Annotated in this window: 26 protein-coding genes and 1 tRNA gene; 14 read left to right on the top strand and 13 right to left on the bottom strand. The window is 67.1% G+C overall.

The features are described from left to right. Window positions 1-5: 5 nt before the first annotated feature. Window positions 6-1,232 carry a bifunctional glutamate N-acetyltransferase/amino-acid acetyltransferase ArgJ gene (gene argJ, locus SM191_RS03285; RefSeq protein ID WP_341504969.1) on the bottom strand — a complete coding sequence of 409 codons (1,227 nt, stop codon included), beginning with the start codon at window positions 1,230-1,232 and terminating at the stop codon, window positions 6-8. A 143-nt stretch (window positions 1,233-1,375) separates the two neighbouring features. Between argJ and SM191_RS03280 the strand changes: the two genes are divergently transcribed. From SM191_RS03280 to SM191_RS03265, 4 genes are all read left to right on the top strand, one after another. Next, a complete protein-coding gene (locus tag SM191_RS03280; protein WP_341504968.1) occupies window positions 1,376-1,813 on the top strand; it encodes an energy transducer TonB in 438 nt (145 codons plus the stop codon). An 83-nt stretch (window positions 1,814-1,896) separates the two neighbouring features. Further along, window positions 1,897-2,157, top strand: coding sequence for a hypothetical protein (locus SM191_RS03275; RefSeq protein WP_306999822.1), 261 nt, complete (start codon window positions 1,897-1,899; stop codon window positions 2,155-2,157). Between the two features lie 109 nt (window positions 2,158-2,266). Then, window positions 2,267-5,011, top strand: a complete 2,745-nt coding sequence (secA, locus tag SM191_RS03270; protein ID WP_341504966.1) for a preprotein translocase subunit SecA — start codon at window positions 2,267-2,269, stop codon at window positions 5,009-5,011. A 222-nt stretch (window positions 5,012-5,233) separates the two neighbouring features. Continuing rightward, window positions 5,234-5,596 (top strand): hypothetical protein, encoded by a 363-nt coding sequence (locus SM191_RS03265; protein WP_341504965.1) that lies wholly within the window; start codon window positions 5,234-5,236, stop codon window positions 5,594-5,596. Between the two features lie 64 nt (window positions 5,597-5,660). Here the strand turns inward: SM191_RS03265 and SM191_RS03260 are convergent, their stop codons facing one another. Both SM191_RS03260 and SM191_RS03255 read right to left on the bottom strand, forming a co-directional pair. Beyond that, a complete protein-coding gene (locus tag SM191_RS03260; protein WP_306999825.1) occupies window positions 5,661-6,242 on the bottom strand; it encodes a CC0125/CC1285 family lipoprotein in 582 nt (193 codons plus the stop codon). Between the two features lie 125 nt (window positions 6,243-6,367). Then, window positions 6,368-6,787 carry a secondary thiamine-phosphate synthase enzyme YjbQ gene (locus tag SM191_RS03255; RefSeq protein WP_341504964.1) on the bottom strand — a complete coding sequence of 140 codons (420 nt, stop codon included), beginning with the start codon at window positions 6,785-6,787 and terminating at the stop codon, window positions 6,368-6,370. A gap of 113 nt (window positions 6,788-6,900) precedes the next feature. Here SM191_RS03255 and SM191_RS03250 point away from each other — a divergent pair, with 113 nt between their 5' ends. The 3 genes from SM191_RS03250 to SM191_RS03240 all read left to right on the top strand — a co-directional run bounded on the left by SM191_RS03250 (window position 6,901) and on the right by SM191_RS03240 (window position 8,903). Then, complete coding sequence (locus SM191_RS03250) at window positions 6,901-7,269, top strand: glycine zipper 2TM domain-containing protein (RefSeq protein WP_306999828.1); 369 nt, start codon at window positions 6,901-6,903, stop codon at window positions 7,267-7,269. A gap of 114 nt (window positions 7,270-7,383) precedes the next feature. After that, the gene (locus tag SM191_RS03245) at window positions 7,384-7,758 is read left to right on the top strand and encodes a hypothetical protein (RefSeq protein WP_306999829.1); all 375 of its coding nucleotides are present in this window, start codon (window positions 7,384-7,386) and stop codon (window positions 7,756-7,758) included. Beyond that, window positions 7,755-8,903 (top strand): glutathionylspermidine synthase family protein, encoded by a 1,149-nt coding sequence (locus SM191_RS03240; protein WP_341504962.1) that lies wholly within the window; start codon window positions 7,755-7,757, stop codon window positions 8,901-8,903. The genes SM191_RS03245 and SM191_RS03240 overlap by 4 nt, the downstream gene beginning before the upstream one ends. A 40-nt stretch (window positions 8,904-8,943) precedes the next feature. Here SM191_RS03240 and SM191_RS03235 read toward each other — a convergent pair. The 3 genes from SM191_RS03235 to moaA form a co-directional block, all read right to left on the bottom strand. Continuing rightward, window positions 8,944-9,018: transfer RNA gene (locus tag SM191_RS03235), tRNA-Asn, on the bottom strand. Window positions 9,019-9,219: 201 nt separating this feature from the next. After that, on the bottom strand, window positions 9,220-9,999 hold the full coding sequence (locus SM191_RS03230) for an NAD kinase (RefSeq protein ID WP_306999831.1): 780 nt from the start codon (window positions 9,997-9,999) through the stop codon (window positions 9,220-9,222). Continuing rightward, a complete protein-coding gene (gene moaA / locus SM191_RS03225; protein WP_341505062.1) occupies window positions 9,996-11,039 on the bottom strand; it encodes a GTP 3',8-cyclase MoaA in 1,044 nt (347 codons plus the stop codon). The genes SM191_RS03230 and moaA overlap by 4 nt, the downstream gene beginning before the upstream one ends. A gap of 161 nt (window positions 11,040-11,200) precedes the next feature. Between moaA and SM191_RS03220 the strand changes: the two genes are divergently transcribed. Continuing rightward, complete coding sequence (locus SM191_RS03220) at window positions 11,201-12,832, top strand: GGDEF domain-containing phosphodiesterase (protein WP_341504961.1); 1,632 nt, start codon at window positions 11,201-11,203, stop codon at window positions 12,830-12,832. Further along, the gene (locus SM191_RS03215; protein WP_341504960.1) at window positions 12,820-13,251 is read left to right on the top strand and encodes a YybH family protein; all 432 of its coding nucleotides are present in this window, start codon (window positions 12,820-12,822) and stop codon (window positions 13,249-13,251) included. Before SM191_RS03220 ends, SM191_RS03215 begins: the two co-directional genes overlap by 13 nt. Window positions 13,252-13,387: 136 nt before the next feature. Here SM191_RS03215 and mfd read toward each other — a convergent pair whose 3' ends face one another. Both mfd and SM191_RS03205 read right to left on the bottom strand, forming a co-directional pair. After that, window positions 13,388-16,855, bottom strand: coding sequence for a transcription-repair coupling factor (mfd, locus tag SM191_RS03210; protein WP_341504959.1), 3,468 nt, complete (start codon window positions 16,853-16,855; stop codon window positions 13,388-13,390). A 205-nt stretch (window positions 16,856-17,060) separates the two neighbouring features. After that, window positions 17,061-17,327 (bottom strand): FAD assembly factor SdhE, encoded by a 267-nt coding sequence (locus tag SM191_RS03205; protein ID WP_341504958.1) that lies wholly within the window; start codon window positions 17,325-17,327, stop codon window positions 17,061-17,063. Window positions 17,328-17,402: 75 nt separating this feature from the next. On the opposite strand from SM191_RS03205, the gene recG reads away from it, so the two are divergent. Both recG and SM191_RS03195 read left to right on the top strand, forming a co-directional pair. After that, complete coding sequence (gene recG, locus SM191_RS03200; protein WP_341504957.1) at window positions 17,403-19,457, top strand: ATP-dependent DNA helicase RecG; 2,055 nt, start codon at window positions 17,403-17,405, stop codon at window positions 19,455-19,457. A 34-nt stretch (window positions 19,458-19,491) separates the two neighbouring features. After that, window positions 19,492-19,932 (top strand): DMT family transporter, encoded by a 441-nt coding sequence (locus SM191_RS03195; RefSeq protein WP_341504956.1) that lies wholly within the window; start codon window positions 19,492-19,494, stop codon window positions 19,930-19,932. Window positions 19,933-20,172: 240 nt separating this feature from the next. Here the strand turns inward: SM191_RS03195 and tyrS are convergent, their stop codons facing one another. The 5 genes from tyrS to serS form a co-directional block, all read right to left on the bottom strand. Next, complete coding sequence (tyrS, locus tag SM191_RS03190) at window positions 20,173-21,402, bottom strand: tyrosine--tRNA ligase (protein WP_341505061.1); 1,230 nt, start codon at window positions 21,400-21,402, stop codon at window positions 20,173-20,175. Between the two features lie 53 nt (window positions 21,403-21,455). Further along, window positions 21,456-21,857, bottom strand: coding sequence for a hypothetical protein (locus SM191_RS03185; RefSeq protein WP_341504955.1), 402 nt, complete (start codon window positions 21,855-21,857; stop codon window positions 21,456-21,458). Window positions 21,858-21,967: 110 nt separating this feature from the next. Continuing rightward, window positions 21,968-23,182, bottom strand: coding sequence for a peptidoglycan DD-metalloendopeptidase family protein (locus SM191_RS03180; protein ID WP_341504954.1), 1,215 nt, complete (start codon window positions 23,180-23,182; stop codon window positions 21,968-21,970). 43 nt (window positions 23,183-23,225) lie between these two features. Further along, entirely contained in the window at window positions 23,226-23,990 is a 765-nt protein-coding gene (gene surE, locus SM191_RS03175; RefSeq protein WP_341504953.1) for a 5'/3'-nucleotidase SurE, read from the bottom strand. After that, a complete protein-coding gene (serS, locus tag SM191_RS03170; RefSeq protein WP_341504952.1) occupies window positions 23,990-25,267 on the bottom strand; it encodes a serine--tRNA ligase in 1,278 nt (425 codons plus the stop codon). The genes surE and serS overlap by 1 nt, the downstream gene beginning before the upstream one ends. Window positions 25,268-25,356: 89 nt before the next feature. Between serS and SM191_RS03165 the strand changes: the two genes are divergently transcribed. The 3 genes from SM191_RS03165 to SM191_RS03155 all read left to right on the top strand — a co-directional run bounded on the left by SM191_RS03165 (window position 25,357) and on the right by SM191_RS03155 (window position 26,534). Beyond that, entirely contained in the window at window positions 25,357-25,872 is a 516-nt protein-coding gene (locus tag SM191_RS03165; protein ID WP_306999858.1) for a host attachment family protein, read from the top strand. Window positions 25,873-25,913: 41 nt separating this feature from the next. Further along, on the top strand, window positions 25,914-26,141 hold the full coding sequence (locus tag SM191_RS03160) for a hypothetical protein (protein WP_341504951.1): 228 nt from the start codon (window positions 25,914-25,916) through the stop codon (window positions 26,139-26,141). Between the two features lie 66 nt (window positions 26,142-26,207). Beyond that, window positions 26,208-26,534 carry a hypothetical protein gene (locus tag SM191_RS03155; protein ID WP_341504950.1) on the top strand — a complete coding sequence of 109 codons (327 nt, stop codon included), beginning with the start codon at window positions 26,208-26,210 and terminating at the stop codon, window positions 26,532-26,534. Window positions 26,535-26,580: the final 46 nt, after the last annotated feature.

Here is a 26,580-nt window from a genome sequence, read left to right as displayed (position 1 = left end):
CGGCCTTAGCTCCGGTAATCGGCGTTGATCGAGATATAGCCATGGGTCAGGTCGCAGGTCCAAACCGTCGCGGCGCCTTCGCCCAGCCCCAGATCGACGCCGACCGCGATCTCCCGGCCCTTCAGATGCTCGGCGACGGGGGCTTCGTCATAGCCTTCCACCGCCAGCCCTTCGCGCGCCACCAGCGTCTCTCCGAAACGGATCGACAGCTTGTCGCGCTCGGCCGGTTCGCCCGCCTTGCCGACCGCCATGACGACGCGGCCCCAATTGGCGTCCTCGCCCGCGATCGCCGTCTTCACCAGCGGCGAATTGGCGATCGACATGGCGATGCGGTGCGCCGAGCGGTCGCTCTCCGCCCCCTCGACCCGGATTTCGATCAGCTTGCTCGCCCCCTCGCCGTCCCGCACCACCAGCAGCGCGAGTTGATGGCACAGATCGGCCAGCGCCGCGCGGAAGGCGTCCGCCCCGTCGCTCTCGTCATCGATCAGAGGCGCGTTGGCCGCCTTGCCCGTCGCGAAGGCGAGGACGGTGTCGCTGGTAGAGGTGTCGCCATCGACCGTGATGCACGAAAAGCTGCGGCCATTGGCTTCGCTCAGCGCGCGTTGCAGGAATTCGGGGGCCACGGCGGCGTCGGTGAAGATGAAGCCCAGCATCGTCGCCATGTCGGGCGCTATCATTCCCGAGCCCTTGATGATCCCCGCCAGCGTCACCGTGCGGCCATCGACGATCGCGGTCGTCGTCGCGCCCTTGGCGAAGGTGTCGGTGGTCATGATCGTCGCGGCGGCATCCTCCCAGCCACAGGGCTCGGCGGTGAAGGCCGCGTCCAGCCCGGCTTCAGCCTTGTCGATGGGCAGCGGCACGCCGATCACGCCGGTCGAGGCGACGAATATGTCCGAAGGCTGGCATCCGATGGCGGCCGCGGCGCGGGCGGCGATCGCCTCGACAGCGGCGCGACCGCGATGGCCGGTAAAGGCGTTGGAGTTGCCCGCATTGACGACCAGTGCGCGCGCATTCCCCAGCACCAGCGCCTTGCGGCACCATTCGACTTCCGGCGACGGACATTTGCTGGTGGTCAGCACGCCCGCTACGCTGGTCCTCTCGGGCAACGTCACGAAGGTCAGGTCGCAGCGGTCCCAGTTCTTGTACTGCGCGCGGGCGACGCGAAGCGTCACGCCGTCGATGGCGGGGAGCGCGGGGAAGGGCATGGCGAGGGGCGAGATGGCGGTGCTCATAGGGGCAAGCTACATAGCCGAGCGTGTAACCGGAGCAAGCGCTTCCGCCTGTTTGACCGATAGTGGTCGAGCGGTTCTGATGCGTAAGACGGCGGATGGGCGGGGGCGATATGTGGGGTGCTGGACGGGGCCTTCGAAATAGTGTGCTGGCCCTTGTGGGGCTGCTCCTGGCGATGTTGCTGGTCTTGGTGTCGCTGTTGATCGAGCGGGCTTATGAATGGCGGCATCGATACGAGCCGCGCGCCCTGCCACGTGATCTTTCGGTTCCGGCTATCCCCCCGCGGATATCCGGCAACCCCGCCGCTTATTTCGGACCAGACGTCTATCCGGAGGAAGCGGCGCGACGGGGATGGGAGGGGCGTTCGAGCGTTGCGATCATGGTCGATCCGAAGGGCGTGCCGACCGCCTGCGAAGTCGCGCAAAGCAGCGGTCATGCGATCCTCGACCGAACGACCTGTCGGATGGCGGTGGCGCATGTCCGGTTCCGCCCCGCCCTTGATCGCCGGGGGCGGCCGGTACGCGGCATTTATCGCGGCTTCCACGTTCGATGGCAGTTGCCGCCGCCGCCGGATGCGCAATAGGGCCCATGTCGGAGGCCCGAGCGTCGCGATGGCCCATGCAACGGATGGACGCGCCGCGCGTATCTGCCTAAGACAAGCCTCGCATGAACCTGCTTCTGCTCCTTTCCGCCCTTTTGTCCGCGCTGACCGGCGTGGGTGCGAGTGCGCGTGGGCAGGAGGCGCGGGGCGTCGTTGCCGAGTGCAGCATTGCGGCCGCCGCCAAGCAGGCTGCCGTCGCCCGCGCCGCGACCCGGCCGGTGCAGCCGCTCGCCACGCTGGTCGACATGGCCGCGCCGCTGCCGCTGTTCCGCGCGATCGAGCCGCGTGCCATCGCGGCGATCTTCATGGGCCGTCGGCGCGAATAGGCGCTGGCGTCGGCCATCCGCCGACCCCATCTCCCACGCATCATGTCCGTGCGCGCCGTCGGTTCGACGTGGCCGCGCCCCTATCACGCTATCATTCAGGAAATCGCTTATGTTCGGCGGCCTTGCCAAGTCCCTGTTCGGTTCGTCCAACGACCGTTACATCAAGTCGCTCAAGCCCCTGGTCGCCAAGATCGCCGCCTTCGAGCCCGAGATGGAGGCGATGACCGACGATCAGCTTGCCGCGCAGACGGTCAAGTTCCGCGAACAGCTCGATCAGGGCGCGACGCTCGACAGCCTGCTGCCCGAAGCCTTCGCCACGGTGCGCGAAGCCGCCAAGCGCGTGCTGGGCCAGCGTCACTATGACGTGCAGATGATCGGTGGCATCGTCCTCCATCGCGGCGAGATCGCCGAGATGCGCACGGGCGAGGGCAAGACGCTGGTCGCGACGCTCGCCACCTATCTCAACGCGCTGCCCGGCAAGGGCGTGCACGTCGTGACCGTCAACGACTATCTGGCCAGCCGCGACGCCGCGACCATGGGCCGCGTCTATAACTTCCTCGGCCTGACCACCGGGACCATCATCCCCAATCTCGACGATGCGCAGCGCCGCGCGGCCTATGATGCCGACATCACCTATGGCACGAACAACGAGTTCGGCTTCGACTATCTACGCGACAACATGAAGTATGAGCGCTCCTCAATGGTGCAGCGCCCCTTCCACTACGCGATCGTCGACGAGGTCGACTCGATCCTGATCGACGAGGCGCGCACCCCGCTGATCATCTCGGGTCCGACCGACGACAAGTCCGAACTCTACATCAGCGTCGATGCGATCGTGAAGCAACTCACCGCGGACGATTATGAGAAGGATGAAAAGCAGAAGTCGATCATCCTGACCGAAGACGGCACCGAGCGCGCCGAGCGTCTGCTCGAGGCCGCCGGGCTGCTCCAGGGCGAGAATCTCTACGACTTTGAAAATACCCAGGTCGTCCACCATCTGAACCAGGCGCTGCGCGCGAACATGATGTTCAAGCGCGACACCGATTACATCGTCAAGGACGGCAAGGTCGTCATCATCGACGAGTTCACCGGCCGCATGATGGACGGGCGTCGCTGGTCGGAGGGGCTTCACCAGGCGGTCGAGGCGAAGGAGGGCGTCAATATCGAGCCCGAAAACCAGACCATGGCCTCGATCACCTTCCAGAATTATTTCCGCATGTACCCGAAGATCTCGGGCATGACCGGCACCGCCGCCACGGAAGCGGGCGAATTCTACGACATCTACAAGATCAACGTCGTCACCATTCCGACCAACCTGCCGATCGCGCGCGTCGACGAGGAGGACGAGTTCTACAAGAACACCCAGGACAAGTTCCTGGCGATCGCCAAGAAGATCCGCGACCATGCCGCCAAGGGGCAGCCGGTGCTGGTCGGCACGGTGTCGATCGAGAAGTCCGAACTGCTGAGCGAATTCCTGACCCAGGAGGCGGTGCCCCACAAGGTGCTGAACGCGCGCTATCACGAGATGGAGGCGCATATCGTCGCGCAGGCGGGCCGTCTGGGCGCGGTGACGATCGCGACCAACATGGCCGGTCGCGGCACCGACATTCAGTTGGGCGGCAACCTCGAATTCCGGATGCTGGACGAGCATCCCGATCTGGTCGAGGGCACGCCCGAATATGAGGAAGCGGCCACCCGCATCCGCGCCGAGATCATCGCCGAGAAACAGAAGGTGCTGGAGGCGGGCGGCCTGTTCGTGCTGGGCACCGAGCGGCACGAGAGTCGGCGCATCGACAACCAGCTTCGCGGGCGCTCCGGGCGTCAGGGCGATCCGGGCCTGTCGCGCTTCTATCTCAGCCTGGACGACGATCTGCTCCGCATCTTCGGGCCGGACACGCTGTTCGCCAAGATGATGCGCAGCAATATCGAGGATGGCGAGGCGATCGGCAGCAAGTGGCTGTCCAAGGCGATCGAGACCGCGCAGAAGAAGGTCGAGGCGCGCAACTACGACATCCGCAAGCAGGTCGTCGAATATGATGACGTGATGAACGACCAGCGCAAGGTCATCTACGAACAGCGTTCCGACATCATGGATGCCGAGACGGTGGGCGATGTCGTCGCCGACATGCGCGCCGAGACGGTCAATGCGATCGTGGGCAGCGCCTGTCCGCCCAACAGCTATCCCGAACAATGGGACGTGGCGGGGATGAAGCAGCAGCTCAAGGACCTGCTGAACATGGAGCCGCCGATCGACGACTGGATGACCGAGGAAGCGATCGATCCCGAAATCGTGCTGGAGCGCGTCTCCGCTGAGGCCGATGCGATGGTCGAGGCCAAGTCCAGGGAATTGGAACCCGAAACCTGGGCCAGCGTCGAAAAGTCGATCCTGCTCCAGAATCTGGACCATCACTGGAAGGAGCATCTGGCGACGCTCGACGCGCTGCGCCAGGTCGTCCACTTACGCGCCTATGCGCAGAAGACGCCGATCAACGAATATAAGCACGAGGCGTTTTCGCTGTTCCAGCGGATGCTCGACAATATCCGCGAGGATGTGACGCGCACCATCGCCTTCGCCCAGTTCCAGATCCAGGCGCCGCCGGAACTGCCCGAACTGCCGGACTTCATCACCTCGCATTTCGACCCGTTCACGGGCGAGGACAATACGAACGACTGGGACGCCGCCGCACGCGGCCTGATCCAGCCGCAGATGCCGCCGATGCAGATCCCGATGCCGGAGGGCGCCGATCTCGGCACCGATCCGTCGCAGTGGGAAGGCCGGGTCAACCGCAACTCGCCGTGCCCGTGCGGCTCGGGCCTGAAGTACAAGCATTGCCACGGGGCGGTGACGGCCTGATCCTTCGCGACATGGGAAAAGGAAAGGGCGGTGGACTTCGGTTCGCCGCCTTTTTTGCAGCCCTTCCCCCCCGTCCGTCGCCCCAGCGAAGGCTGGGGCCTTTATCGTGGAGTGCCGACGTCGCCGAAGATCTCAGACTTCGCCGGGATGACGTCGGGATTCCGTCGGACAGCGACCGTTCAGCGACACGGCACCACCTTCCGGCAACAGGGAGAAAGAAGGATGAGACACCAAGCGATTCTTGCGACCGCGTTGCTCGCGCTACCTGTTACCGCACATGCGCAATTCACCCGGGCCGGTCCACCCGCCGATATCGTTGCCATGCCGGGCCGGCCCGATGTCTCCCCCAATCTGTCGAACGACCGCCGCGACATCCGCCGTTCGATTCGCGAAGGGCGGCGGAGCGGCGATATCAGCCGGGCCGAGGCGCGCTCCTTCCGGCGTGACGACGCGGCGATCGGTTCGCTGGCGGATCGCTTCTCATCCGATGGGCTGTCGCTGTCCGAACAGGCCGAACTGCAAAGCCGGACCGAGGCCCTTCGCGGCCTGGTCAATGCCCGGCGGGTGCGAGGCGGCAAGCCCTGAATGCGAAAAAGGGCGGCCACCCATCCGGTGACCGCCCCTTTCCTTGGCCGAAAATCCCGAGCGATTATTTCGGCAGGACCACCGTCGGCCCGATCGTGCTGACGATCGCCCGCGCGTCGAAGGCGCGCAGATTGTCGCGCGGGATCGGACCCTTGCGCATCACGACTTCGGCGGTCGCTTCGTAGCGGTCGATGGTGTTGATATCCATGTTGTTGCCGAAGAAGGGATCGCCCCAGAACGGGTCCCAGCTACGCCAGCCGAAGCCGCGCCCATAATAGCGCCAGGACGGGCCCCACCAGCCGCCGCCCCAGCCGCCGAAGCCGGGTCCGAACGCGCCGGGCGTCGAATAGGTGCGCGAGCGCAACTGGGTGTCGCGGTCGGCCATGACGAAATAGTCATAGCCATTGGCCAGCGTCAGCTCGGCCGCACGGAACAACAGATAGCGCTCGACCGTGTCGCGCGACGTGACGGTGTTGCCCGCGAAGCTGACGATGAAGCGACCGGGCTCGATCTGCTGCTCGGAATAGCCGGTGCGGTAGAAGCCCGAACCCGTGGCCGGGCGATAGGCGGTTTCGGTCGCGCATCCCGCGACCATCAAGGTGCTGGCGCCGAGCAGCGCGAGCGCGATCTTCCGACCGAATTGCATGGACACTTCTTCCTTTCCTTGCCACCCGGCGGAACCGGCCGGCAACAGCCCTGTAGCTGGCGGCTGTGTAGCCCATCCCGACAAAACGGTCGATGAACGGTTTTGCTCCCGCGATGAATAGTGCGTCACGCACCGGCAATATGCACGGCGATCTGTCGCCGATGCGGCGCCCGCCGATGTTCGAACAGATAGATGCCCTGCCACGTCCCGAGCATCAGCCGTCCGCCGATCAGCGGGATCGACAGATGGACGCCGGTCAGGATGCTGCGCAGATGCGCGGGCATGTCGTCGGGCCCTTCATCGTCATGGGCATAGGCGTTCCGGTCCTCCGGCGCGAGCCGGGCGAAATAGTCGAGGATATCGGTCTTCACCTCCGGCGCGGCATTTTCCTGGATGATCAGCGAGGCCGAGGTGTGGCGGCAGAAAAGGGTCAGCAGCCCCTCGTCCATATCCTGTTCACCCACCCAGGCGGACACGGCACGGGTGATCTCGGTCAGGCCCTGACCATGGGTATCGACGGACAACAGGGTGGTGGCTTGGCGCATGGCCCCATCATGCCCGACCGCGGGACTTCGTTCCAGCGGGGCCATGAGACGAGCCGAAATGAACGGCTTGATCGGACATGCGTTGTGCGGGCTTGAGGAAAAGGAGACCTGCCATGAAAGCCCTGCTCGCCGCTTTGGCCGTCGTTACCGTCGCGGCCCCCATCGCCGCCACCCCCGCCGTCGCGCAGGACCGCGACTATCGCTGGCATGGCGACCGTCAGGATTGGGACGCCTCGCGCGACTATCGACGGAGCAATGCCCGCGAACGTCGCCTGAACCGCGACGATCAGGTGTTCCGGGGCCGTGACGGTCGGACCTATTGCAAGCGCAACGACGGCACGACCGGTCTGGTCGTGGGCGCGGTCGGCGGCGGTGTGCTGGGCAATGTGATTGGCGGCGGCACGCTGGGCACGCTGCTCGGCGCGGGTGGCGGCGCGCTGCTCGGTCGGTCGATCGATCGCGGCAAGGTTCGTTGCCGCTAAGGCGTTGACCGGCAAAGGGGATGTCATCGGGTTCGCCCCGGCGAAATCCCCTTTTTGCTGGCCTCTAGCCAAAGGCCCTTCGACTGCCCCATGGTGTCCGGCGGAAGGGAAATCATGGCTTTCGATCTGAAGTGGACCACCGCGATGGCCGCCGCGTTGCTGGCCAGCGGTTGCAACCGGTCCAATGCCGATGACGGCTGGACCGCCGAGCAGGATACTGCGATCTGCACCGACGCGCAGGGCAAGCGCCTGCCCGACGATCGCTGCCGACAGACGCGTATGGGCGGCAGCGGGGCCTTCTGGTATTTTCTGGGGCGCGGTCGCCCCATTCCCTTTTATGGCGAGCGGGCGACGGGGGGCAGCTTCCGCCCTGCATCGGGTGCGCGCTACGCCGTCGCACCGGCGAGGAGCGCGATGACGCGCGCGGCGGCAGTCAGTCGTGGCGGCTTCGGCGCGTCCGCCTCGCGTTTCGGTAGCATCCACGCATGATCCGCGAGACGCTCTCGCCCCGGCCCGACTGGCGCGCCAAGGTCGAGGCGCTGGGCCTGATCTGGCATGCGGGCGAGACGCGGCCCTATTGGGACGAAAGCGCCTGCTACCGCTTCACGCGCGGGCAGATCGACCGGATCGAGGCGGCGACGACCGAACTCTATCGCCTGTTCCTGGCGGCGGGGGAGGCGGTGGTCGGCGATCCGGCCCTGCTTCGTCGATTCGCCATCCCGCCCGCCTTTCACGACCCCATTCGCGAGGCGTGGGAGGCGGAGCCGCCCTCGCTCAATTTCGGGCGGTTCGACTTGGGCTTCGACGGCAGCGATGCGCCCAAATTGTTCGAATTCAACTGCGACACGCCGACCTCTCTGCTGGAAGCGGCGGTGGTGCAATGGGCGTGGAAGGAGGAATGTTTCCCGGCGCTCGACCAGTTCAACAGCCTGCACGAGGCCATGGTCGCGCGCTGGCGGGAGATCGCACCCCATCTGCCCGCCACGCTCCACGTCGCGCATGTCGCCGACATGGCGGGCGAGGATGCGGTGACGGCGGCCTATCTGCGCGACACGGCGGAGGCGGCGGGGATCACGACGGTGCCGATCCTGATGGAGCGCATCGGATGGGACCATGATGCGCATTGCTTCGTCGATGAAGCGGACATGCGGATCGAGGCTCTGTTCAAGCTCTATCCCTGGGAATGGCTGGTCCATGAGGAGTTCGCGCCGCATCTGCTCGACAATCTGGAGCGGGGCGACCTGATCTGGCTGGAGCCGATCTGGAAGATGATCTGGTCGAACAAGGCGATCCTGCCGGTGCTGTGGGACCTGTTCCCCGGCCATCCGAACCTGTTGCCCGCCAGCTTCACCGTTCCGAACGGAGATGCGGTCGCCAAGCCGCTGCTGTCGCGGGAGGGGGCGAACGTCTCGATCCGCCGGGCCGGGGCCATCGTGGCGGAAACGGCGGGGGACTATGGCGAGGAGGGCTATATCTACCAGTCGCTCTACCGCCTGCCGGAAACCGCGCCGGGATGCTATCCGGTCTTGGGAAGCTGGGTGGTCGACGGCGCACCGGTGGGGATGGGGATTCGCGAGGACGGGCTGATCACTTCGAACACCGCGCGGTTCGTGCCGCATGTGATCGACGGCTGATCCGTCATGGCTGGCGCTGTCGGGGAAGAGACAGCGCCGGTGGCTCCCTGAGTAGGATTCGAACCTACGGCCGCTCGATTAACAGTCGAGAGCTCTACCGCTGAGCTATCAGGGAATGTTCCGGCGCTGTGGAGGGGTCCTATAAAGGGCTCGAAAAATGCCGCAACCCCTTTTTTGACGGTTTTGCGTAAGTCCATCCGCCAAAGCTGTGGATAATTCGACGGCCTGGGGGGCAATCGACATTCCTGCGACTCTTCTTCCCTCTCCCTTGGATAGGGGAGAGGGGAAAAAGGGCATATCTGAATGTCGATCCGAACTAGGCGACGAACTGCTCCATGGTGATGCGGTCGTCGAGCGCGTGTTCGGGATCGAACATCAGGGTCAACTCGCGCGAGCGGTCCATGCAGATATCGACCTGCGCCACGTCGCGCACCTCGCGCTGGTCGGCGACCGCCGAGACGGGGCGCTTGCCGGGATCGAGCACGCGGATCGAAATCCGCGCCTTGTCGGGCAGGATCGCGCCGCGCCAGCGACGGGGCCGAAAGGGGCTGATCGGGGTCAGCGCGATCAGCGCCGAGCCGAGTGGCAGGATCGGCCCCTGTGCGGAGAAATTATAGGCGGTCGAGCCCGCCGGCGTCGCGGCCAATATCCCGTCACAGGCCAGTTCGGGCAGGACCACCCGTCCGTTGACCATGACTTCCAGCTTGGCGGTTTGGCGGGTTTCGCGGAGCAGCGAGACTTCGTTGATCGCGGGCAACTGGTGCACGCGCCCGTCGATCCCGGTCGCCGTCATCTGTAGCGGGGTGACGCGGAACGGCTTGGCGCGGGCGAGCCGGTCTTCCAGCCCATAGCTGCGCCATTCGTTCATCAGGAAGCCGACCGTGCCCAGGTTCATACCGAACACCGGCACCGGCCCGCGCCGCCGCTCCAGCATGCGGTGGAGCGTCTGGAGCATGAAGCCGTCGCCGCCCAGCGCGATGACATAATCGGCTTCGTCGAAATCGACCCAATCGGCGCTGTTGAGCAGGTCGGCGACCGCCGCCTGGGCCGGTGCGGTGGGCGAGGCGACCAGCGCCCGCCGAACGGGAAGGGTCATCCGCCGGTCACGCTCATATGACGCGATACCGCCGGGGCCGACCCCGCCTCGATCCGGAAGTCGTGCCGCGCGGGCTTCGCCGCCAGCCCCGCATTTAGCGCGGCGTCCAGCCCGGCAACCCCGCCGTCGCGCAGCGCGGCCTTCAAATCCACCTGATCCTCATGACCGAGACACATATACAGCTTGCCCTCGGTCGTCAGCCTCACACGGTTGCAGCCGTCGCAAAAATTCGCGGTCAGCGGCGAAATCAGCCCGAGCCTGGTGTCGGTGCCCTCCACCTGCCAATAGCGGGCCGGGCCGCCGGTGCGATGCCCGGCGCGAACCAGCGGGAAACGTGCGGAAAGCCGGTCGAACACCTCGGTCAGCGGCAGGAAACGGTCGACCCGGTCCTCATCGATCGCGCCCAGCGGCATCGTCTCGATCAGTGACAGGTCCAGCCCCTCGGTCACGCACCATTCGAGCATCGAGGCGATCTCGTCCTCGTTCAGGCTTTTCAGAGCGACCATGTTGATCTTGATCGCCAGCCCGGCGTCGCGCGCGGTCAATATGCCATGGATCACCTGATTCACGTCGCCGTGCCGGGTAATGTAGCGGAAGCGCTCGGGATCGAGGCTGTCCAGGCTGACATTGATCCGACGCACGCCCGCATCGACCAGCGTCGCCGCATGCTCGGCCAGCCGCGTGGCATTGGTCGTCATGGTCAGTTCGTCCAGGCCATGCCCGACATGGCTGCCCAGGCGGCGGACCAGATCGGCCACGTCGCGCCGGACCAGCGGCTCCCCACCCGACAGGCGGATGCGGGTCACGCCGCGCGCGATGAAGCGTTCGGCGATGATCGCGATCTCGTCCAGGCTCAGCAGCTTGGCGCGCGGCAGGAAGGTCATCTGCTCCGCCATGCAATAGCGGCAGCGCAGGTCGCACCGGTCGGTCACCGAAATCCGCAGATAGCGGATCGTGCGGCCATGCTGGTCGATCAACGACCCCCCGGTCGAACGCGGCTCGGCAATCGATCCGACAGTCGAGGCATTGGTGCAACCCATTGTCATGAAGTTAGCCCCATGACGGGACGCGGGCAAGGCGGATTGCCATTGGTCTTGTCCAAGCCGGTGGATAGGGTGCGCCCATGACGCAGGATGAATTCGGTTTTAACGCCCACCGCAGAGGAACGGCGGTCTTTGCGCTTTCGTTCCAACATCCTGCGATGCTGGACGAAGCAATCATCCGGGCGGGCTGGGCCATCTGGTCGATGGCGCCGGGCGACGGCGATCCGCCCGCGGGGGATACGCTCGTCGGATCGTTTCTGGCGAGCGAGGCGCGGGTCGCGCTGATCGATGCGCGGGGGCGGGGCGATGCGGGATTGCGCGCCGCACAGGCGCTGGGCGCGGTGATCGCGGCGACGGGGGCCGCGATGCTGGTCGTCGTGCCCGATATCACGAGCGAGACGCTGGAGGCCTTTTTGTCGGCGGGGGCGACGCATGTGCTGGCCGCCGATGCCGGGGATGCGATGATCCATGCCTCGCTGAAACTGGCCGAGCGCCATGCCCGGCGTACGCTCGACGTACGGCGGCGGCGCACTCATGCGGATGGCGAGGTGGGGGAGGTGCATCGCTGGATCGCCGAGGCCATCGGCCGTGGCGAACCCTGTGTCGCGATCATCGTCGCCCTGTCGCGGCTGGACCTGATCAACGCCGCGCATGGCCGTCCGGCGGGCAATATGCTGCTGCGCGGGGTCGAGGCGCGAATGCAGGCCGCCGCCGAAGAGGCGTTCGGCGATCGCGCGATCGTCGCGCGCTCGGGCGGTGCGGAATTCGTGATGGCGGGCGTGATCGACGCGGACCGGGCCCGCGCCGTCGCCGAGATGCTGGAGGCGTTGCTCGCCACGCCGTTCCAGGCGGGGGCGGTGCCCATCCGCCTGGGCGTCCGGCTGGGGCTGGCGACGCACCGGGCGGGGGAGGACCCGGCCAGCCTGCTCGCGCGGGCGGGGGAGGCGCTGTCGCGGGCGCGTGTCAGCGACGGTTCGATGCTGCGATTCGCGCATCCGGGCGATGTCGCGCCGCTCGACGTGCTGGCCGCCGATCTTCATCACGCCATCGAGCGGGGCGAGATCGACATCGTGTTCCAGCCGCAGGTGGCGATCGCCACCGGGCTGATCTCGGGCGTGGAGGCACTCGCCCGATGGCGGCATCCGACGTTGGGGCCGCTGGGGGCCGACCCGCTGTTCGCCGCCGCCGAGCGCGCCGATCTGGGGCTGGCGCTGTCGGATCATATCCAGCAGATGGCGTTGCAGCGGGCGGCGAAATGGCCGTCCGCGCTGTCGCATCTGCGCCTGTCGATCAACATCACCGCCGCCGATGTCGCGCGGGCGGGTTTCGCGCGGCTGTTCCTCGACCGGGTCGCCGATAGCGGCTTCCCCATCGATCGCCTGACCGCCGAGATCACCGAGACGGGCTTGATCAGCGAACTGGACCGGGCGGCGGGCGTGCTGGAGGTGCTGCGCGATGCAGGCGTGCGGATCGCGATCGATGACTTCGGCACCGGCTATTCCAGCCTCGCCTATCTGACCAGTCTGCCGGTCGATGCGATCAAGCTCGACCGGTCGCTGGTGGCGGAGGTCGATGGGACGACGCGGGGTCGGGTGGTGGTGCGCGGCATCATCCGGATCGCGGCGCGGCTGGGCATGGCGATCATCGCCGAAGGGGTCGAGACGCACGACCAGGCCCAGTTGCTGGGGCGGCTGGGGTGCCAGACCTATCAGGGTTTCCTGCGCGCCGCGCCGCTCGATGAAGAGGCGCTGCGGGCGATGGTCGAGGAGGAGGTGCAATGCGCGGTATGACGATGATGGCGGCGCTGGTCGCGGCTCCCGCGATGGCGCAGGCGGCGACCCCGGCGAGCGATCCGGCGGCGGCGGGCATTCGCGCCGCCATGCTGGCCAGCGCGGCGGGGTGGAATGCGGGCGATCTCAACCGGTTCATGGCGATCTATGCCCCCGACGCGATCTTCGTCGGCAAGCGGGGCCTGATCAAGGGCAAGACCGCCATCGCCGACAATTACCGGCGCAGCTTCGTCGATTCGGGCAACAGCCGGGGAACGCTGCGCTTCGACTTTCTCGAACTCAAGCCGATCGGCGAACGTCGAATCCTGTTCGCGCGGTGGAACCTGTCGGGCGGCGCGGAGGAGGAAAGCGGGATGACGACGCTGGTCTTCGAACGCCGCGGCGATGGCTGGAAGATCGTCGTGGATCACAGCAGCTAAACGCAATTCCTCCCCAAGCTGTGCTTGGGGAGGGGGACCATCGCGTCAGCGATGGTGGAGGGGCGGGGGCCATGCCCCTCCACCACCAGGCTGCGCCCGGCGGTCCCCCTCTCCATCGTTGATGGGGAGGATGGGATCAGCCCGCCGCCTTCGCCAATCCTTTCGACAATTGCAGTGCGCCGTGCAGCCTCGCCTTGGCATCGGGCCAGGCGCGGTTGAGGACCAGCTTGCCGTCGGGACGCAGCTTGGCGAGGTCGCCCAGCCGCTCGACATAGGCGAACAAGCCGTCGACATTGGGCGGGCGGTTGTCGTGGAACGCCACCAGCACCCCGCGCGGGCCGACATCCATCTTGGCGATGCAGGCGGTCTTGGCGTTCAGCTTGATCTTGATGACCTGGATCAGATTGTCGGTCGCCTCGGGCAGCGGGCCGAAGCGGTCGATCATCTCGGCGGCGAATTCCTCGACTTCGCTGTGCTTTTCCAGATCGTTGAGGCGGCGATAGAGCCCCATGCGCAGGTCGAGATCGGGGACGTAATCGTCGGGGATCAGGATGGGCGCATCGACGGTGATCTGGGGCGAGAAGTCGCGCTTCTTCTCGAACGCGCCGCCCGCCTTGGCCTCCAGGATCGCCTCTTCCAGCATCGACTGGTAGAGTTCGTAGCCGACCTCCTTGATATGTCCCGATTGTTCGTCGCCGAGCAGATTGCCGGCCCCTCGAATGTCGAGATCATGGCTGGCCAACTGGAACCCCGCGCCCAGCGAGTCGAGGTCGGACAGCACCTTCAACCGCTTTTCCGCCGCCTCGGTCATCATCCGCTCCGGCGGGGTGACCATATAGGCATAGGCGCGCGTCTTCGACCGGCCGACCCGCCCGCGAAGCTGGTAAAGCTGGGCCAGGCCGAAGCGATCGGCGCGGTTGACGATCATCGTGTTCGCGGAGGGGATGTCGATGCCGCTCTCGATGATGGTGGTGGACACCAGCACCTCGAACTTGCGGTCGTAGAAGGCGGACATGCGCTCCTCGACTTCGGTGGCCGACATCTGGCCGTGGGCGACGACATAGCGGACCTCGGGCACCTCCTTGCGCAGATAGTCCTCGATATCCGGCAGATCGGCGACGCGCGGGGTGACGAGGAAGCTCTGCCCGCCGCGATAATGTTCACGCAAGAGAGCCTCGCGCAGCACCACCGGGTCCCAGGGCATGACATAGGTCCGTACCGCCAGGCGATCGACCGGCGGCGTCTGGATCACCGACAATTCGCGCAGGCCCGACATCGCCATTTGCAGCGTGCGCGGGATCGGCGTCGCGGTCAGCGTCAGCATATGGACATCCGCCTTCAGCGCCTTCAGCCGTTCCTTATGGGTCACGCCGAACCGCTGTTCCTCGTCGACGATGACGAGGCCGAGCCGCTTGAACTCGACATTCTTGGCGAGCAGCGCATGGGTGCCGACGACGATATCGATATCGCCCGAGCCTGCGCCGTCCTTGGTCCGCTTTGCTTCGGTGGCCGTGACGAGGCGCGAGAGACGGCCGATCTTGATCGGGAAGCCCTCGAACCGCTGAACGAAGTTGTTGTAATGCTGGCGCGCGAGCAGGGTGGTGGGGCAGACCACCGCCACCTGCATCCCCGCCATCGCCGCGACGAAAGCGGCGCGAAGGGCCACCTCGGTCTTGCCGAAGCCCACGTCGCCGACGATCAGCCGGTCCATCGGCTTGCCTGCGGTCAGGTCGCCCAGCACATCGTCGATCGCCCGGTCCTGATCGTCGGTTTCCTCATAGGGGAAGCGGTCGACGAATGCCGGATAGCCCGCGCTGTCCGGCTCGGCCACCTCGCCGGGGCGCAGCGCACGTTCGGCGGCGACGGCGATCAGCTCACCCGCGATCTCGCGGATCCGCTCCTTCATCTTCGCCTTGCGCCGCTGCCACGCCTCGCCGCCCAGCCGGTCCAGCGTCGCGCCGTCCTCGCCCGAGCCGTAGCGGGTCAGGACTTCGAGATTTTCGACCGGCACATACAGCTTGTCGCCCCCCGCATAGGAGAGCGCGACGCAGTCATGCGGGCTCTTGCCGACCGGGATCGAGGTCAGCCCCTCATAGCGACCGATACCGTGATCCGAGTGCACCACCAGATCGCCGGGCGAAAGCGTCGCCAGTTCGGCGAGGAAGGCGTCGGCCGATTTGCGCCGCTTCTGCCGCCGGATCAGCCGGTCGCCCAGCATGTCCTGCTCGGTCAGCACCGCGATGCCCGGCGCGGTGAAGCCATGGTCGAGCGGCAGGACGACCAAAGCGACGCCGAAGCTCTTCGACGTATCGGCGATACCCAGTGCTTCCTGCCAGGTTTCGGCGGCCTTGGCCCCCTTCAGCCCATGGTCTTTCAGCAGGCTGCCGAGTCGCTCGCGCGCGCCGACCGAATAGCTGGCGAGGACGGGCTTGCGGCCTTCCTTGCGCAAGGCTTCGACGTGATCGACCACCGCCTCATAGATATTGGCATGGGCCGCGCGTTCCGGGGCGAAGTCGCGCGCGCCGTCCACCTCGAAGTCGAGGACGGACTTGCTCTCCGGCTCGTGGAAGGGCGAGACGAGATGCGCGGTCGCGGCCTCCAGCCCTGCTTCCCACTCCTTGTTGGCGAGATAGAGCGACTTGGCGGGAAGCGGCCGGAAGCTGCCCGGTTGCGCCGCTTCGGCACGTTTGCGGTTCTCATAATAGTCGGCGATCGCATCGAAACGCCCCGTTGCCGCCGCCGCGACGCCGCTGTCGCGCACCACCACCGCGCCGTCGCCGAGATGGTCGAACAGTGTCGAGAGTTTCTCCTCGAACAGCGGCAGCCAATGCTCCATCCCCGCCATGCGCCGCCCCTCGGACACCGCCTGATAGAGCGGATCGCCGGTCGCGGTCGCGCCGAAGGTCTCGCGGTAGCGGGTGCGGAAACGCTTGATCGATTCCTCGTCGAGCAAAGCCTCCGAAGCGGGGAGCAGGGTGAAGCCTTCGATCCGGCCCGTGGTCCGCTGGTCGGCGGGGTCGAAGGTGCGGACGCTCTCGATCTCGTCGCCGAAGAAATCGAGGCGGAGCGCCTGTTCCTCACCGCTGGGGAACAGGTCGACCAGCCCGCCGCGCACCGCGAACTCGCCCTGGTCGTGCACGGTCTCGGTGCGGACATAGCCGTTCGCCTGGAGCAGCGTCGCCAGCTTTTCCAGCCCGATCCGCTCGCCGGGGGCGAGGCGCGCGACGAGTTGCCGGATGCGGAACGGGGTCAGCACCCGCTGCGTCGCGGCATTGGCCGTGGTCAGGACGAGTTGCGGAGTCTTGGGCTTGGCCTGAAGCCGGTGCAGCCCCGCGATCCGCTCCGCCATGACGCGAAGCGTGGGCGAGGCGCGGTCATAGGGCAGGCAGTCCCAGGCGGGGATCTGCAATATTTCCAGTTCGGGCGCGAAATAGGTCGCGGTCGAGGCCAGTTCGCGCATCTGCGCTTCGTCCGCGCAGATGAACACCGCCCGCGTCGGCGCGGCGCGCGCCAGATCGGCGAGCAGCACCGGCAGGAACCCCGCCGGAACGCCCGACAGGGTCAGCGGGCTCTGGGCGGACAGGATCGTCTTGATGTCTGGCATGGGGTTCCGAAACTGGGGAGTTAGGGCATGATGTCATTTGCGTCATTCACCCCTCCCCTTCAGGGGAGGGGCCGGGGGTGGGGCGCTTCCGCAAGCGTATCGCTCGTGGTGAGGCCCCACCCCAACCCCTCCCCTGAAGGGGAGGGGCTAGGCTCGTATCTACGTTATCCTACCTCAGGCAGTTGAATGTCCGCGCAGGAATAAGTTATCGGGCGATCGGCACGAAATTCAGCGCGCGCATCCGCTGCATCACCGGGCCGTCCCATTGCGGGGGGCAAGGCTGGGTGCCGATGGCCCAGGCCATGATATCGACATCCTGTTCCTCCAGCAGCGCCTCGAACCAGTCGAGTTCGTCCTGGCTCAGCGTCTCGTGATGCGCATCGAAAAAGCCGCCGATCATCAGGTCGGCTTCCTTGGTGCCGCGATGCCATGCGCGGAAGCGAAGGCGCTTGATACGGGTTTCGTGGTCCATGGGGCTCCGATCGGACGAGATTTTCCGCACACTCTGGCGGCATGCGGCGGGTAGGCTATACAGACCCATCTAGTCATGCGTCCCGATATCCTCAATCCGCTGTTCGCCGAGGTCACGTCGCTGAAAGGCGTCGGGCCGGGCCTCGCCAAGCCGCTCGAACGCCTGCGCATCGCGCGGGTGGTCGATGTCGCCTTCCATCTGCCGACCGGGCATATCGACCGCGTGCCCCGCGACGAACTGATGGCGTCGGATGCGGGGCGGGTGATCGCGATCCCGCTGACCGTGAAGGAACATCGCGTTTCGTCATCCCCGCGCGGTCCGACCCGCGTGCGGGCCGAGGACGCGGCGGGTAACAGCGTGGCGCTGGTCTATTTCGGCGGCAATTCGGGCTGGGTGAAAAAGCTGCTGCCGATCGGCGAGACGAAAGTCGTTTCGGGTCGCCTTGATCTCTACGGTCAGGATTTGCAGATCGTGCATCCCGATCTGGGCGACAGCACCGAGGATTTCCGCGAGCGCGAGGCCATCTATCCGCTGTCGGAGGGGATCACCTCGCGGCGGCTGGGGGCGCTGGCCGCGCAGGCGGTGGAGCGGGCGCCCGAACTGCCCGAATGGATCGAGCCGGGGCTGAAGGCGCAGCGCGGCTGGCCCGATTGGCGGCAAGCCCTTGCCCGCATCCATGCCGATCCGGCGGACGCCAAGGCGCGCGAGCGGCTGGGTTATGACGAGGTGTTCGCCAATCAGCTGGCGATGACTCTGGTGCGCGCCGACACCCGCAAGCGGCGGGGGCGGGCGCTGAACGGCGATGGGCGACTGCGGGATATGCTCAGGCTGCCCTATACGCTGACCGGCGCGCAAAGCCGGACGGTGCGCGAGATCGAGGGCGATCTGGCGCAGGACGCGCCGATGCTGCGGTTGCTCCAGGGCGATGTGGGTGCGGGCAAAACGCTGGTCGCGGCGATGGCGATGCTGATCGCGGTCGAGGCGGGGGCGCAAGCGGCGATGCTGGCCCCGACCGAAATCCTGGCGCGTCAACATTATGAGACGTTGCGCAAGACCCTCGCCGGGCTGCCGGTCGAGATCGCGGTGCTGACCGGGCGCGACAAGGGCAAGGCGCGTGAGGCGACGCTGATGGCGCTGGCGGCGGGGGAGATCGACATTCTCGTTGGCACCCACGCGATCTTCCAGGAAACGGTGACGTATCGCGATCTGGCGCTGGTGGTGGTGGACGAGCAGCACCGCTTCGGCGTGGCGCAGCGGATGATGTTGTCCGCCAAGGGCAAGGCCCCGCCGCATCTGCTCGCGATGACCGCGACGCCGATCCCGCGCACCCTGACGCTGGCCAATTATGGCGAGATGGATGTCAGCCGACTGGACGAAATGCCGCCCGGCCGCCAGCCGATCGAGACACGCGTGGTGTCCGAGGATCGGCTGGACGAGGTGGTCAACGCGCTGGGGCGGCATCTGTCGGACGGGGGGCAGGCTTATTGGGTCTGTCCGCTGGTCGAGGAGAGCGAGAAATCCGACCTCGCCGCCGCCGAGATGCGCGCCGAAACCTTACGCGCGCGGTTCGGCGAGCGGGTGGGGCTGGTCCATGGCAAGATGAAGCCCGCCGAAAAGGACGCCGTGATGGAGGCGTTCGCGGGCGGACGGCTGGGCGTGCTGGTCGCGACGACGGTGATCGAGGTCGGGGTGGACGTGCCCAACGCCACGCTGATCGTGATCGAACATGCCGACCGGTTCGGGCTGGCGCAGTTGCACCAGTTGCGCGGGCGCGTCGGGCGGGGCGGGGGGCTGTCGCGCTGCCTGTTGCTGCGGGGCTCGCATCTGTCGGAGACGTCGCGGGCGCGCCTTGCCCTGATGCGCGAAACCAATGACGGCTTCCGCATCGCCGAGGAGGATTTGCGGTTGCGCGGTGCGGGCGAACTGCTCGGCACGCGACAATCGGGCGAGATGGCGTTCAGGCTGGCGACGCCGGAGAACATGGCCGACCTGATGCAATGCGCGCAGGACGATGCGCGGCTGCTGATCGACCGCGACGGCGGGCTGGAGGCACCGCGTGGCCAGGCGGCGCGGACGGCGCTCTATCTGTTCGAGCGCGATGCGGGTGTGGCGCTGTTGCGATCCGGCTGAACGAAGCGGCGCGCCCGGCGTTGGGTGCGCCGATATGGCAGCCATCTTTCCGCTCATCCTCGTCCTGATCGCCGGTATCGGACTGGCGATCCAGCCGCCAACCAATGCCGCGCTCGCCAAGGCCTCGGGGTCGGTGGTTCTGGCGGCGCTGACGTCGTTCCTGATCGGGGCGGTGGTTCTGGCGGCGGCCTGGGCCGCGATCGACCGGACCAACCCTGCGGCCTTGAAGGGCGCGCCGGGTTGGGCATGGCTGGGCGGATTTTACGGGGCGGGGTTCGTCGCGGTGCTGGCCTATGCCGCGCCGCGTCTGGGGATTTCGGTGGCGTTGACGGCGGCCATCGCCAGCCAGTTGGTCGCCGCGCTGATCGTCGATCACTTCGGGTTGTTCGGGGTTCGGGGCGAGCCGGTAACGATGGGGAAGGTCGTCGGAGTGGCGCTGGTGATCGCGGGGGCGGTGGTGGTGAAGCGGGGATAGCACCGGGCGTGGCCTTCGACTTCGCTCAGGCTGGACGGGGGTGGGGAGCAGACCCTCTCTCGACCCCGGCGGAGGCCGGGGCCCAGGCTCCAGGCCGTTGGTAGCGCGCCAAGGCGGTGAGGGGGAGGCAGCAGCACTCCCCCCTCGATCATTCACCGCAACTGGGCCCCGGCCTTCGCCGGGGAACAGAAATTATAGAAATACCCCGTTCAGCGTGAGCGTAGTCAAAGGCCAAGGGAATCACCCCGCCGTCAGCAACCCGTGGTTCTTCTTGCCCGAAGACAGCTTCACCGACTCGGCCCCGACGGCGATGACGGCATTCTCGTCCGACACCTTCTCGCCATCCACCCGCGCGCCCCCGCCCGCGATCAACCGCCGCGCTTCGCCCTTGGACTTGGCGAAGCCCAGCCCGACCAGCGCATCGACGATCCCGATGGAGCCGCCCGCCACCGCAAAGCTCGGCAGCGCCGCGCCCGTAGACCCTTCTTCAAAGGTTCGCCGCGCCGTCTCCGCCGCCTCGTCCGCCGCCGCGCGGCCGCGGCACATGGCGGTCGCTTCATTGGCGAGGATTTTCTTGGCCTCGTTGATCTCCGCGCCTTTCAGCGCCTCCAGCCGGGCGATCTCGTCCATCGGCAAGTCGGTGAACAGGCGCAGGCGCACCCCGACATCGGCATCGGCAGTGTTGCGCCAGAATTGCCAGTAATCGAAATGCGGCAACTGGTCTTCGTTGAGCCAAACCGCGCCGCCGACCGTCTTGCCCATCTTGGTGCCGTCCGCATTCGTCAATAGTGGCGTGGTCAGGCCGAATACCTGGGTTCCATCAACCCGTCGAGCAAGCTCCACGCCGTTGACGATATTTCCCCATTGATCCGATCCGCCCATTTGCAGACGGCAGCCTGAACGCCGCGAGAGCTCGAGGAAATCATAAGCCTGCAGGATCATGTAGTTGAATTCAAGGAAGCTGAGCGACTGCTCTCGATCGAGGCGCAGCTTCACCGAGTCGAACGACAGCATGCGATTGACCGAGAAATGCTGGCCTATGTCGCGAAGGAAGGGGATGTATTCGAGCTTGTCCAGCCAATCGGCATTGTCGACCATGACCGCATCCGTCGGGCCATCGCCGAAGGTCAGGAACCGTTCGAAGACGCGTTTGATCGACGCAACATTGGCCGAAATCGTGTCCTCGGTGAGTAATTTGCGCGATTCGTCCTTGAAGCTTGGATCGCCGACCTTGCCGGTCCCGCCACCCATGAGGACGATCGGCTTGTGGCCGTTGCGCTGCAACTGTCGCAGCATCATGATCGACACGAGATGCCCGACATGCAGCGATGGCGCGGTCGGATCGAAGCCGATATAGCCGGGCACCACGCCCGACGCCGCCAGCCGGTCCAGCGCGGCGGCGTCGGTCATCTGGTGGACGTAACCCCGTTCGTCGAGGGTGCGAAGCAGATCGGACGTGTATGCCATGATGGCCGCTCGTTACACCGCCGATCCCGGTTCGTCACCCTCCATAGGCGCCGGCGTCAGCGACAGACCGTCCGGCCCCCGCGCTGGACATAGGTGCATGGGCGATAGCCAGAGCCACGACCATTATAATTGGTATAGTCGCCCTGCGAGCGCGGATCGACATAGCCGGGGGTGCGACGCGCCCGGTCCAGTTCGCGCTGGGTCCGGGCCTCACGCCGACCGCGCCAGTCGTCGCGACCCCGGCGGCGGTCGTCGCGCCAGCCGCGCCGCTCGCCCCGCCAGTCGCGGCGGTCGTTCTGACGCCAGTCGCGGCGGTCGTCTCGCCGATCCCGGTCATAACGCGGGCCATCGCCGCGCCAGGACTGGGCCTCAGCGCTCGACACGGGAAGCGCCGTCGCCGTCGCGATACCCGCCACCGACAGGCCGATCGCGGCCAAAGCCTGGAACATCTTCTTCATACGCCAACTCCCGGGGGCACCGGCCCCATGATCGTTTCCAACCTATGACAGGGTGTGGCGTTCCCGATCCTGAACAGCGTGTTAGGCGGTGTTCAGGATCGGGGAAGTGGTCAGCGTCCGGGCAGCTGGCTCATCGGATCGACGGGTGTGCGGCCCCGGCGCAGTTCGAAATGGAGTTCGGGGCGATCGGCGAAACCGGTCTGGCCCGACAGCGCCAGCGTCTGTCCGCGCTTCACGCTCTGCCCGCGCTGGACCATCAGCTTGGAGGCATGGCCATAGACGCTGGTCCAGCCATCGCCATGTTTGACGATGACCAGGCCGCCCAGCGCCGCGATGCCGTCGCCGACATAGGCGACCACGCCGTCCGCCGTGGCCTTGATCGGGGTGCCGATGGGAACGGCGATCTTGATGCCGTCGTTGCGCTCGCCGCTGGAGCCCGCGCCGAAGCGCTTGATCACCTTGCCCTCCACCGGCCAGGCGAAGCCGGAGCGCAACCGGCTGGGGGCCGCGACCACGGCGGTCGGCGGCAAGACGCGGGCGGGCGTCGCGCTGGGCTTGGCGGGGGCCTGGTTGGTCGCGAGCGCGGGTTCGCCGCCGGTCAGGATGTCGTCCACGTCCAACGTGAAGGCCGCCGCCCGCTCCGCCGCGCTGCTGGTGACGGGCGTGCCGGTGCCCGTGGCAGTGGTGCCGGGGATGAGGATGCGCTGGCCCGCGCGCAGCACATAGGGTTCGGCCAGCGCATTCGCCTCGACGATGCGTGACCAGGGCACGCCATAAGCCCGCGCGATCGCGATGCCGCTCTCGCCTGACCGGACCAGATGATAGCGCCCGGCGGGGATGGTCAGCCGCTGCCCCGCGCGGATGAGGAAGGGAGCGCTCAAGCCGTTGGCGCGCGCGATCGCCTCCGACCCCGCGCCCGTCCGGTCCGCCACGCCGCGCAGCGTGTCGCCTGGCTGGACGACATAGACGGAGGCGGGGATTTCCTTCGCATCCGGGGCGACGGGGCGGATTTCCCAGGAAGGGCGCGGCGCGGGCAGGCTGGAGACCGGCTCCTTGACGGGCGCGACGACGGGAGGCGTCGTTGCAATAGGCGGTGCGGTACGGCGCGGCGTCGCGGGCACCGAGCGGCGGATGGGTGCGCGAGGCGCGACCTTGCGGGGCGCGGGCGTCGCCACGGCTTGTGGCGTGGCGGGGCTGGCCATGGCCGGTGCGGGCAGCGGCGTGGCCGGTGGCGACGGAGCGACGGGCTCGCTCGCGGCCATGGGCGGCTCCATATGGGGGATGCAGGCCGACAGCAGCAGCGAGGCCCCGACGACGCCCGCCACGGGCCCGAAACTCCGATTCACCCCAAGTCCCCCAAGACCATGTTCAGCGATATGCCGCGCCGAGCATAGCAAGCGACGCAGCGTGCGTCAGGTCGAGATGCAGCGGCGTGACGGAGATGCAATCCTCGGCTATCGCATCCAGATCGGTGTCGTCGCCCGGCTGATGCGGCAGGCGACCCAGCGCCAGCCAGTAATAATCATATCCGCGCGGATCGCTTCGCCGCTCCAGCTTGGCCCGGCCATAATCGCGCAGGCCCTGTCGGGTGGCGCGGATGCCCTTTACCGCTTCCGGCGCGACCGGCGGGAAGTTGATGTTGACCAATGTCCGGGGCCCGAAATCCATGGTCAGCAACGGACGCAACACCCGCTCGCCCCAAGCCTCCGCCGTGGCGAAGGACACCGCGTCGCCGACCCCCTGGACCGCATAACGCTGGCTGAGCGCGATCGAGCGGATGCCTGCCAGCGCACCTTCCATCGCGGCAGAAACCGTCCCGGAATAGAACACGTCCTCGCCCAGATTGGCGCCGCGATTGACCCCCGACAGGATCAGGTCGGGCTTCCGGTCCGCCATCACCTCGCCCAGCGCCATCAACACCGAATCGGTCGGCGTGCCGGTGACGGCGAAGCGACGTTCGCCGAACTGGCGCAGCCGCATCGGCCGGGTCAGGGTCAGCGAGCGGCTGGTCCCCGACTGATCCTCGGCGGGCGCGACGATCCAGACATCGTCCGACAGCGTCGCCGCGATCCGCTCCAGCGCGGCGAGCCCCGGCGCGTGATAGCCGTCGTCATTGGTGAGCAGGATGCGCATCAGCGCGGCTCCAGCACCGCCTGTCCGCCGAGATAGGGGCGAAGCGCCTCGGGCACGACGACCGAGCCGTCGGCCTGCTGATAATTCTCGATCACCGCGACCAGGGTGCGACCCACCGCCAGGCCGGAGCCGTTGAGCGTATGGACGAAGCGCGTCCCCTTGCCTTCGGTCGGGCGATAGCGGGCCATCATCCGCCGCGCCTGGAAATCGGTGCAGGTCGAGCAGGACGAAATCTCGCGATAGCGTGCCTGTCCGGGCAGCCAGACCTCCAGGTCAAAGGTCCGCGCCGCCGAGAAGCCCATGTCGCCGGTGCACAGCAGCATCCGGCGATAGGGCAGGCCCAGCGCCTCCAGCACGCCCTCGGCGGCGGCGGTCATCCGCTCATGCTCGGCGTCCGACTGGTCGGGGGTGGTGATCGACACCATCTCGACCTTGTCGAACTGGTGCTGGCGGATCAGGCCGCGCGTGTCCCGTCCCGCCGCGCCCGCTTCCGACCGGAAACAGGGGGTCAGCGCGGTGAAGCGCAGCGGCAGCTCCGCCTCCGACAGGATCGATTCGCGCACGATGTTGGTCAGCGACACCTCGGCAGTGGGGATCAGCCAGCGGCCATCGGTGGTGCGGAACAGGTCCTCGGCGAACTTCGGCAACTGGCCGGTCCCGAAGGCGACCTCGTCGCGGACCAGCAGCGGCGGCTGGACCAGCTCGAAGCCGTTCTCCTCCGTCATCTTGTCGAGCATGAACTGGCCGAGTGCCCGCGACAGCCGTGCCATGGCCCCGCGCAACAGCGTGAAGCGGGCGCCCGACAGCGCCACGCCGGTCTCGAAATCCATGCCCAGCGCCGGGGCGATGGCGTCATGCTCGCGCGCCGCGAAGGCGAAGGCGGTCGGCTCGCCCTTCTGGTGGACCAGCGCATTGTCATGCTCGTCCGCGCCCTCGGGCACATCGGCGGCGGGCAGGTTGGGGATGGCGGCGAGCGCGGTGTTCAGCTCCGCCTCGACCTGGCGTTCCTGCTCCTCCAGCTCGGGCAGCCTGGCCTTGAGCGAGGCGACCTCGTCCATCAGCGCCTGTGCGCGTGTCTCGTCGCGCGCCGCCTTGGCCTGGCCGATCTGCTTGGACAGGTCGTTGCGGCGGGTCTGCGCCGCTTGCGCTTCGGCGACGATCGCGCGGCGGCGCTCGTCGATCGCGATCAGGCTCTCGGCCAGGGGATCGGCGCCCCGCTTGGCAAGGCGTGCGTCGAAGGCGGCGGGGTCGTCCCGGATCAGGCGGATGTCGTGCATGGGGGCGAGGCTATGGCCTCCGCTCCGCCGTCACGCAACCCGTGCCGAAGCCTCCGCGTTATCCCCTTGCAAAGAGAAGGAGAAACGCGATGCAGGTACCGCATAACAGTTTCGTGCTGGTCGTCGATGGCCGCAAGAGCCTGTTCTTCCGCAACGAAGGCGACGCCGAATACCCCAATCTGGTCGTCGAACACGCGGTCGAGCATCCCAATCCCGCCGACCGCGACCAGAAGACCGACAGCGCCGGTTCCGCCTCCTCGACGCAGAGCGGCGCGGGTGCGCCCGCCATCGCGCAGGGCGGATCGAATCAGGCCGGCGGCGGCGGGCAGGGTGCGCAGTTTGCCGCTTCGCGCGGGTCGATGGGCGAAACCGACTATCACCAGCAGGAGGAGGATCGCTTCGCCGCCGAAACCGCCGACATGCTGAAGCGCCGCGCGCTCGCCAACGAGTTCGAGGCGCTGATCGTCGTCGCACCGCCCAAGACGCTGGGCGAGTTGCGCAAGCATTATCACAAGACGGTCGAGGATCGGCTGGTCGGCGAACTGGCCAAGGACCTGACCGGTCATCCGGTGCCCGAGATCGAGGCCGCGCTGCAAAAGGCGTAAGGCCCGCCGCACGCGGCGGCGGGGCAGTGGTTCAGGCGGGCTTGGCCTCGGTCAGGCGCCGCCGGATCACCAGCGCCGCCGCCGCCGCCCCGAACAACAGCACCATCGGCGGTGCGGGAACCGGCGTGGGTGGCGGCGTATGGTCGTTGCCCGAAGACGATGCGCTGCTCGCCGATGATGCGCTCGACGCCGAGGATGTGCTGGAGGCGGACGAGGCCGAACTGGCCGACGAACCGTTGGACGACCAGCCGTCGCTACTCGATCCATAGCCGCTCGACGAGGCCGAGGATGCGGACGACGCCGAGGATGCGCTCGACGCGCTCGAAGAACTGACATTGCCCGACGAGGAACTGGTCGAGGACACATTCCCCGAGGAGGTCGACGACCCTCCGGTAGATGATGTCGAAGAGACGTTGCCGCTGGACGAAGTGCTCGACACATTGCCCGAGGACGAGGTGCTGCTGACCCCGCCGGTCGAGGTGGACGAGCCGCCCGAACCGCCCGATGCCGAGGAGGTGGAGGTCGAACCGCCGCTGCTGGTCGAGGAGATGACGATGCTCCCGCTCGACCCGCCGCCACCGCCGAACCCGAAGCCCCCGCCAAACCCGCCGCCCCAGCCGCCGCCGAAACCACCCCAGCCGCCGAAGACGGCGGGGACATAGCCGCCGCCCGTTGCCATGGACGGAGCGGGGGGCAGGGGAACGGGGA

Origin of the sequence: Sphingomonas sp. 2378 (assembly GCF_038084995.1) — a bacterium.
In the GTDB taxonomy this organism is placed as follows: Bacteria; Pseudomonadota; Alphaproteobacteria; order Sphingomonadales; family Sphingomonadaceae; genus Sphingomonas.
This window is presented reverse-complemented; position numbering and strand designations above follow the sequence as displayed.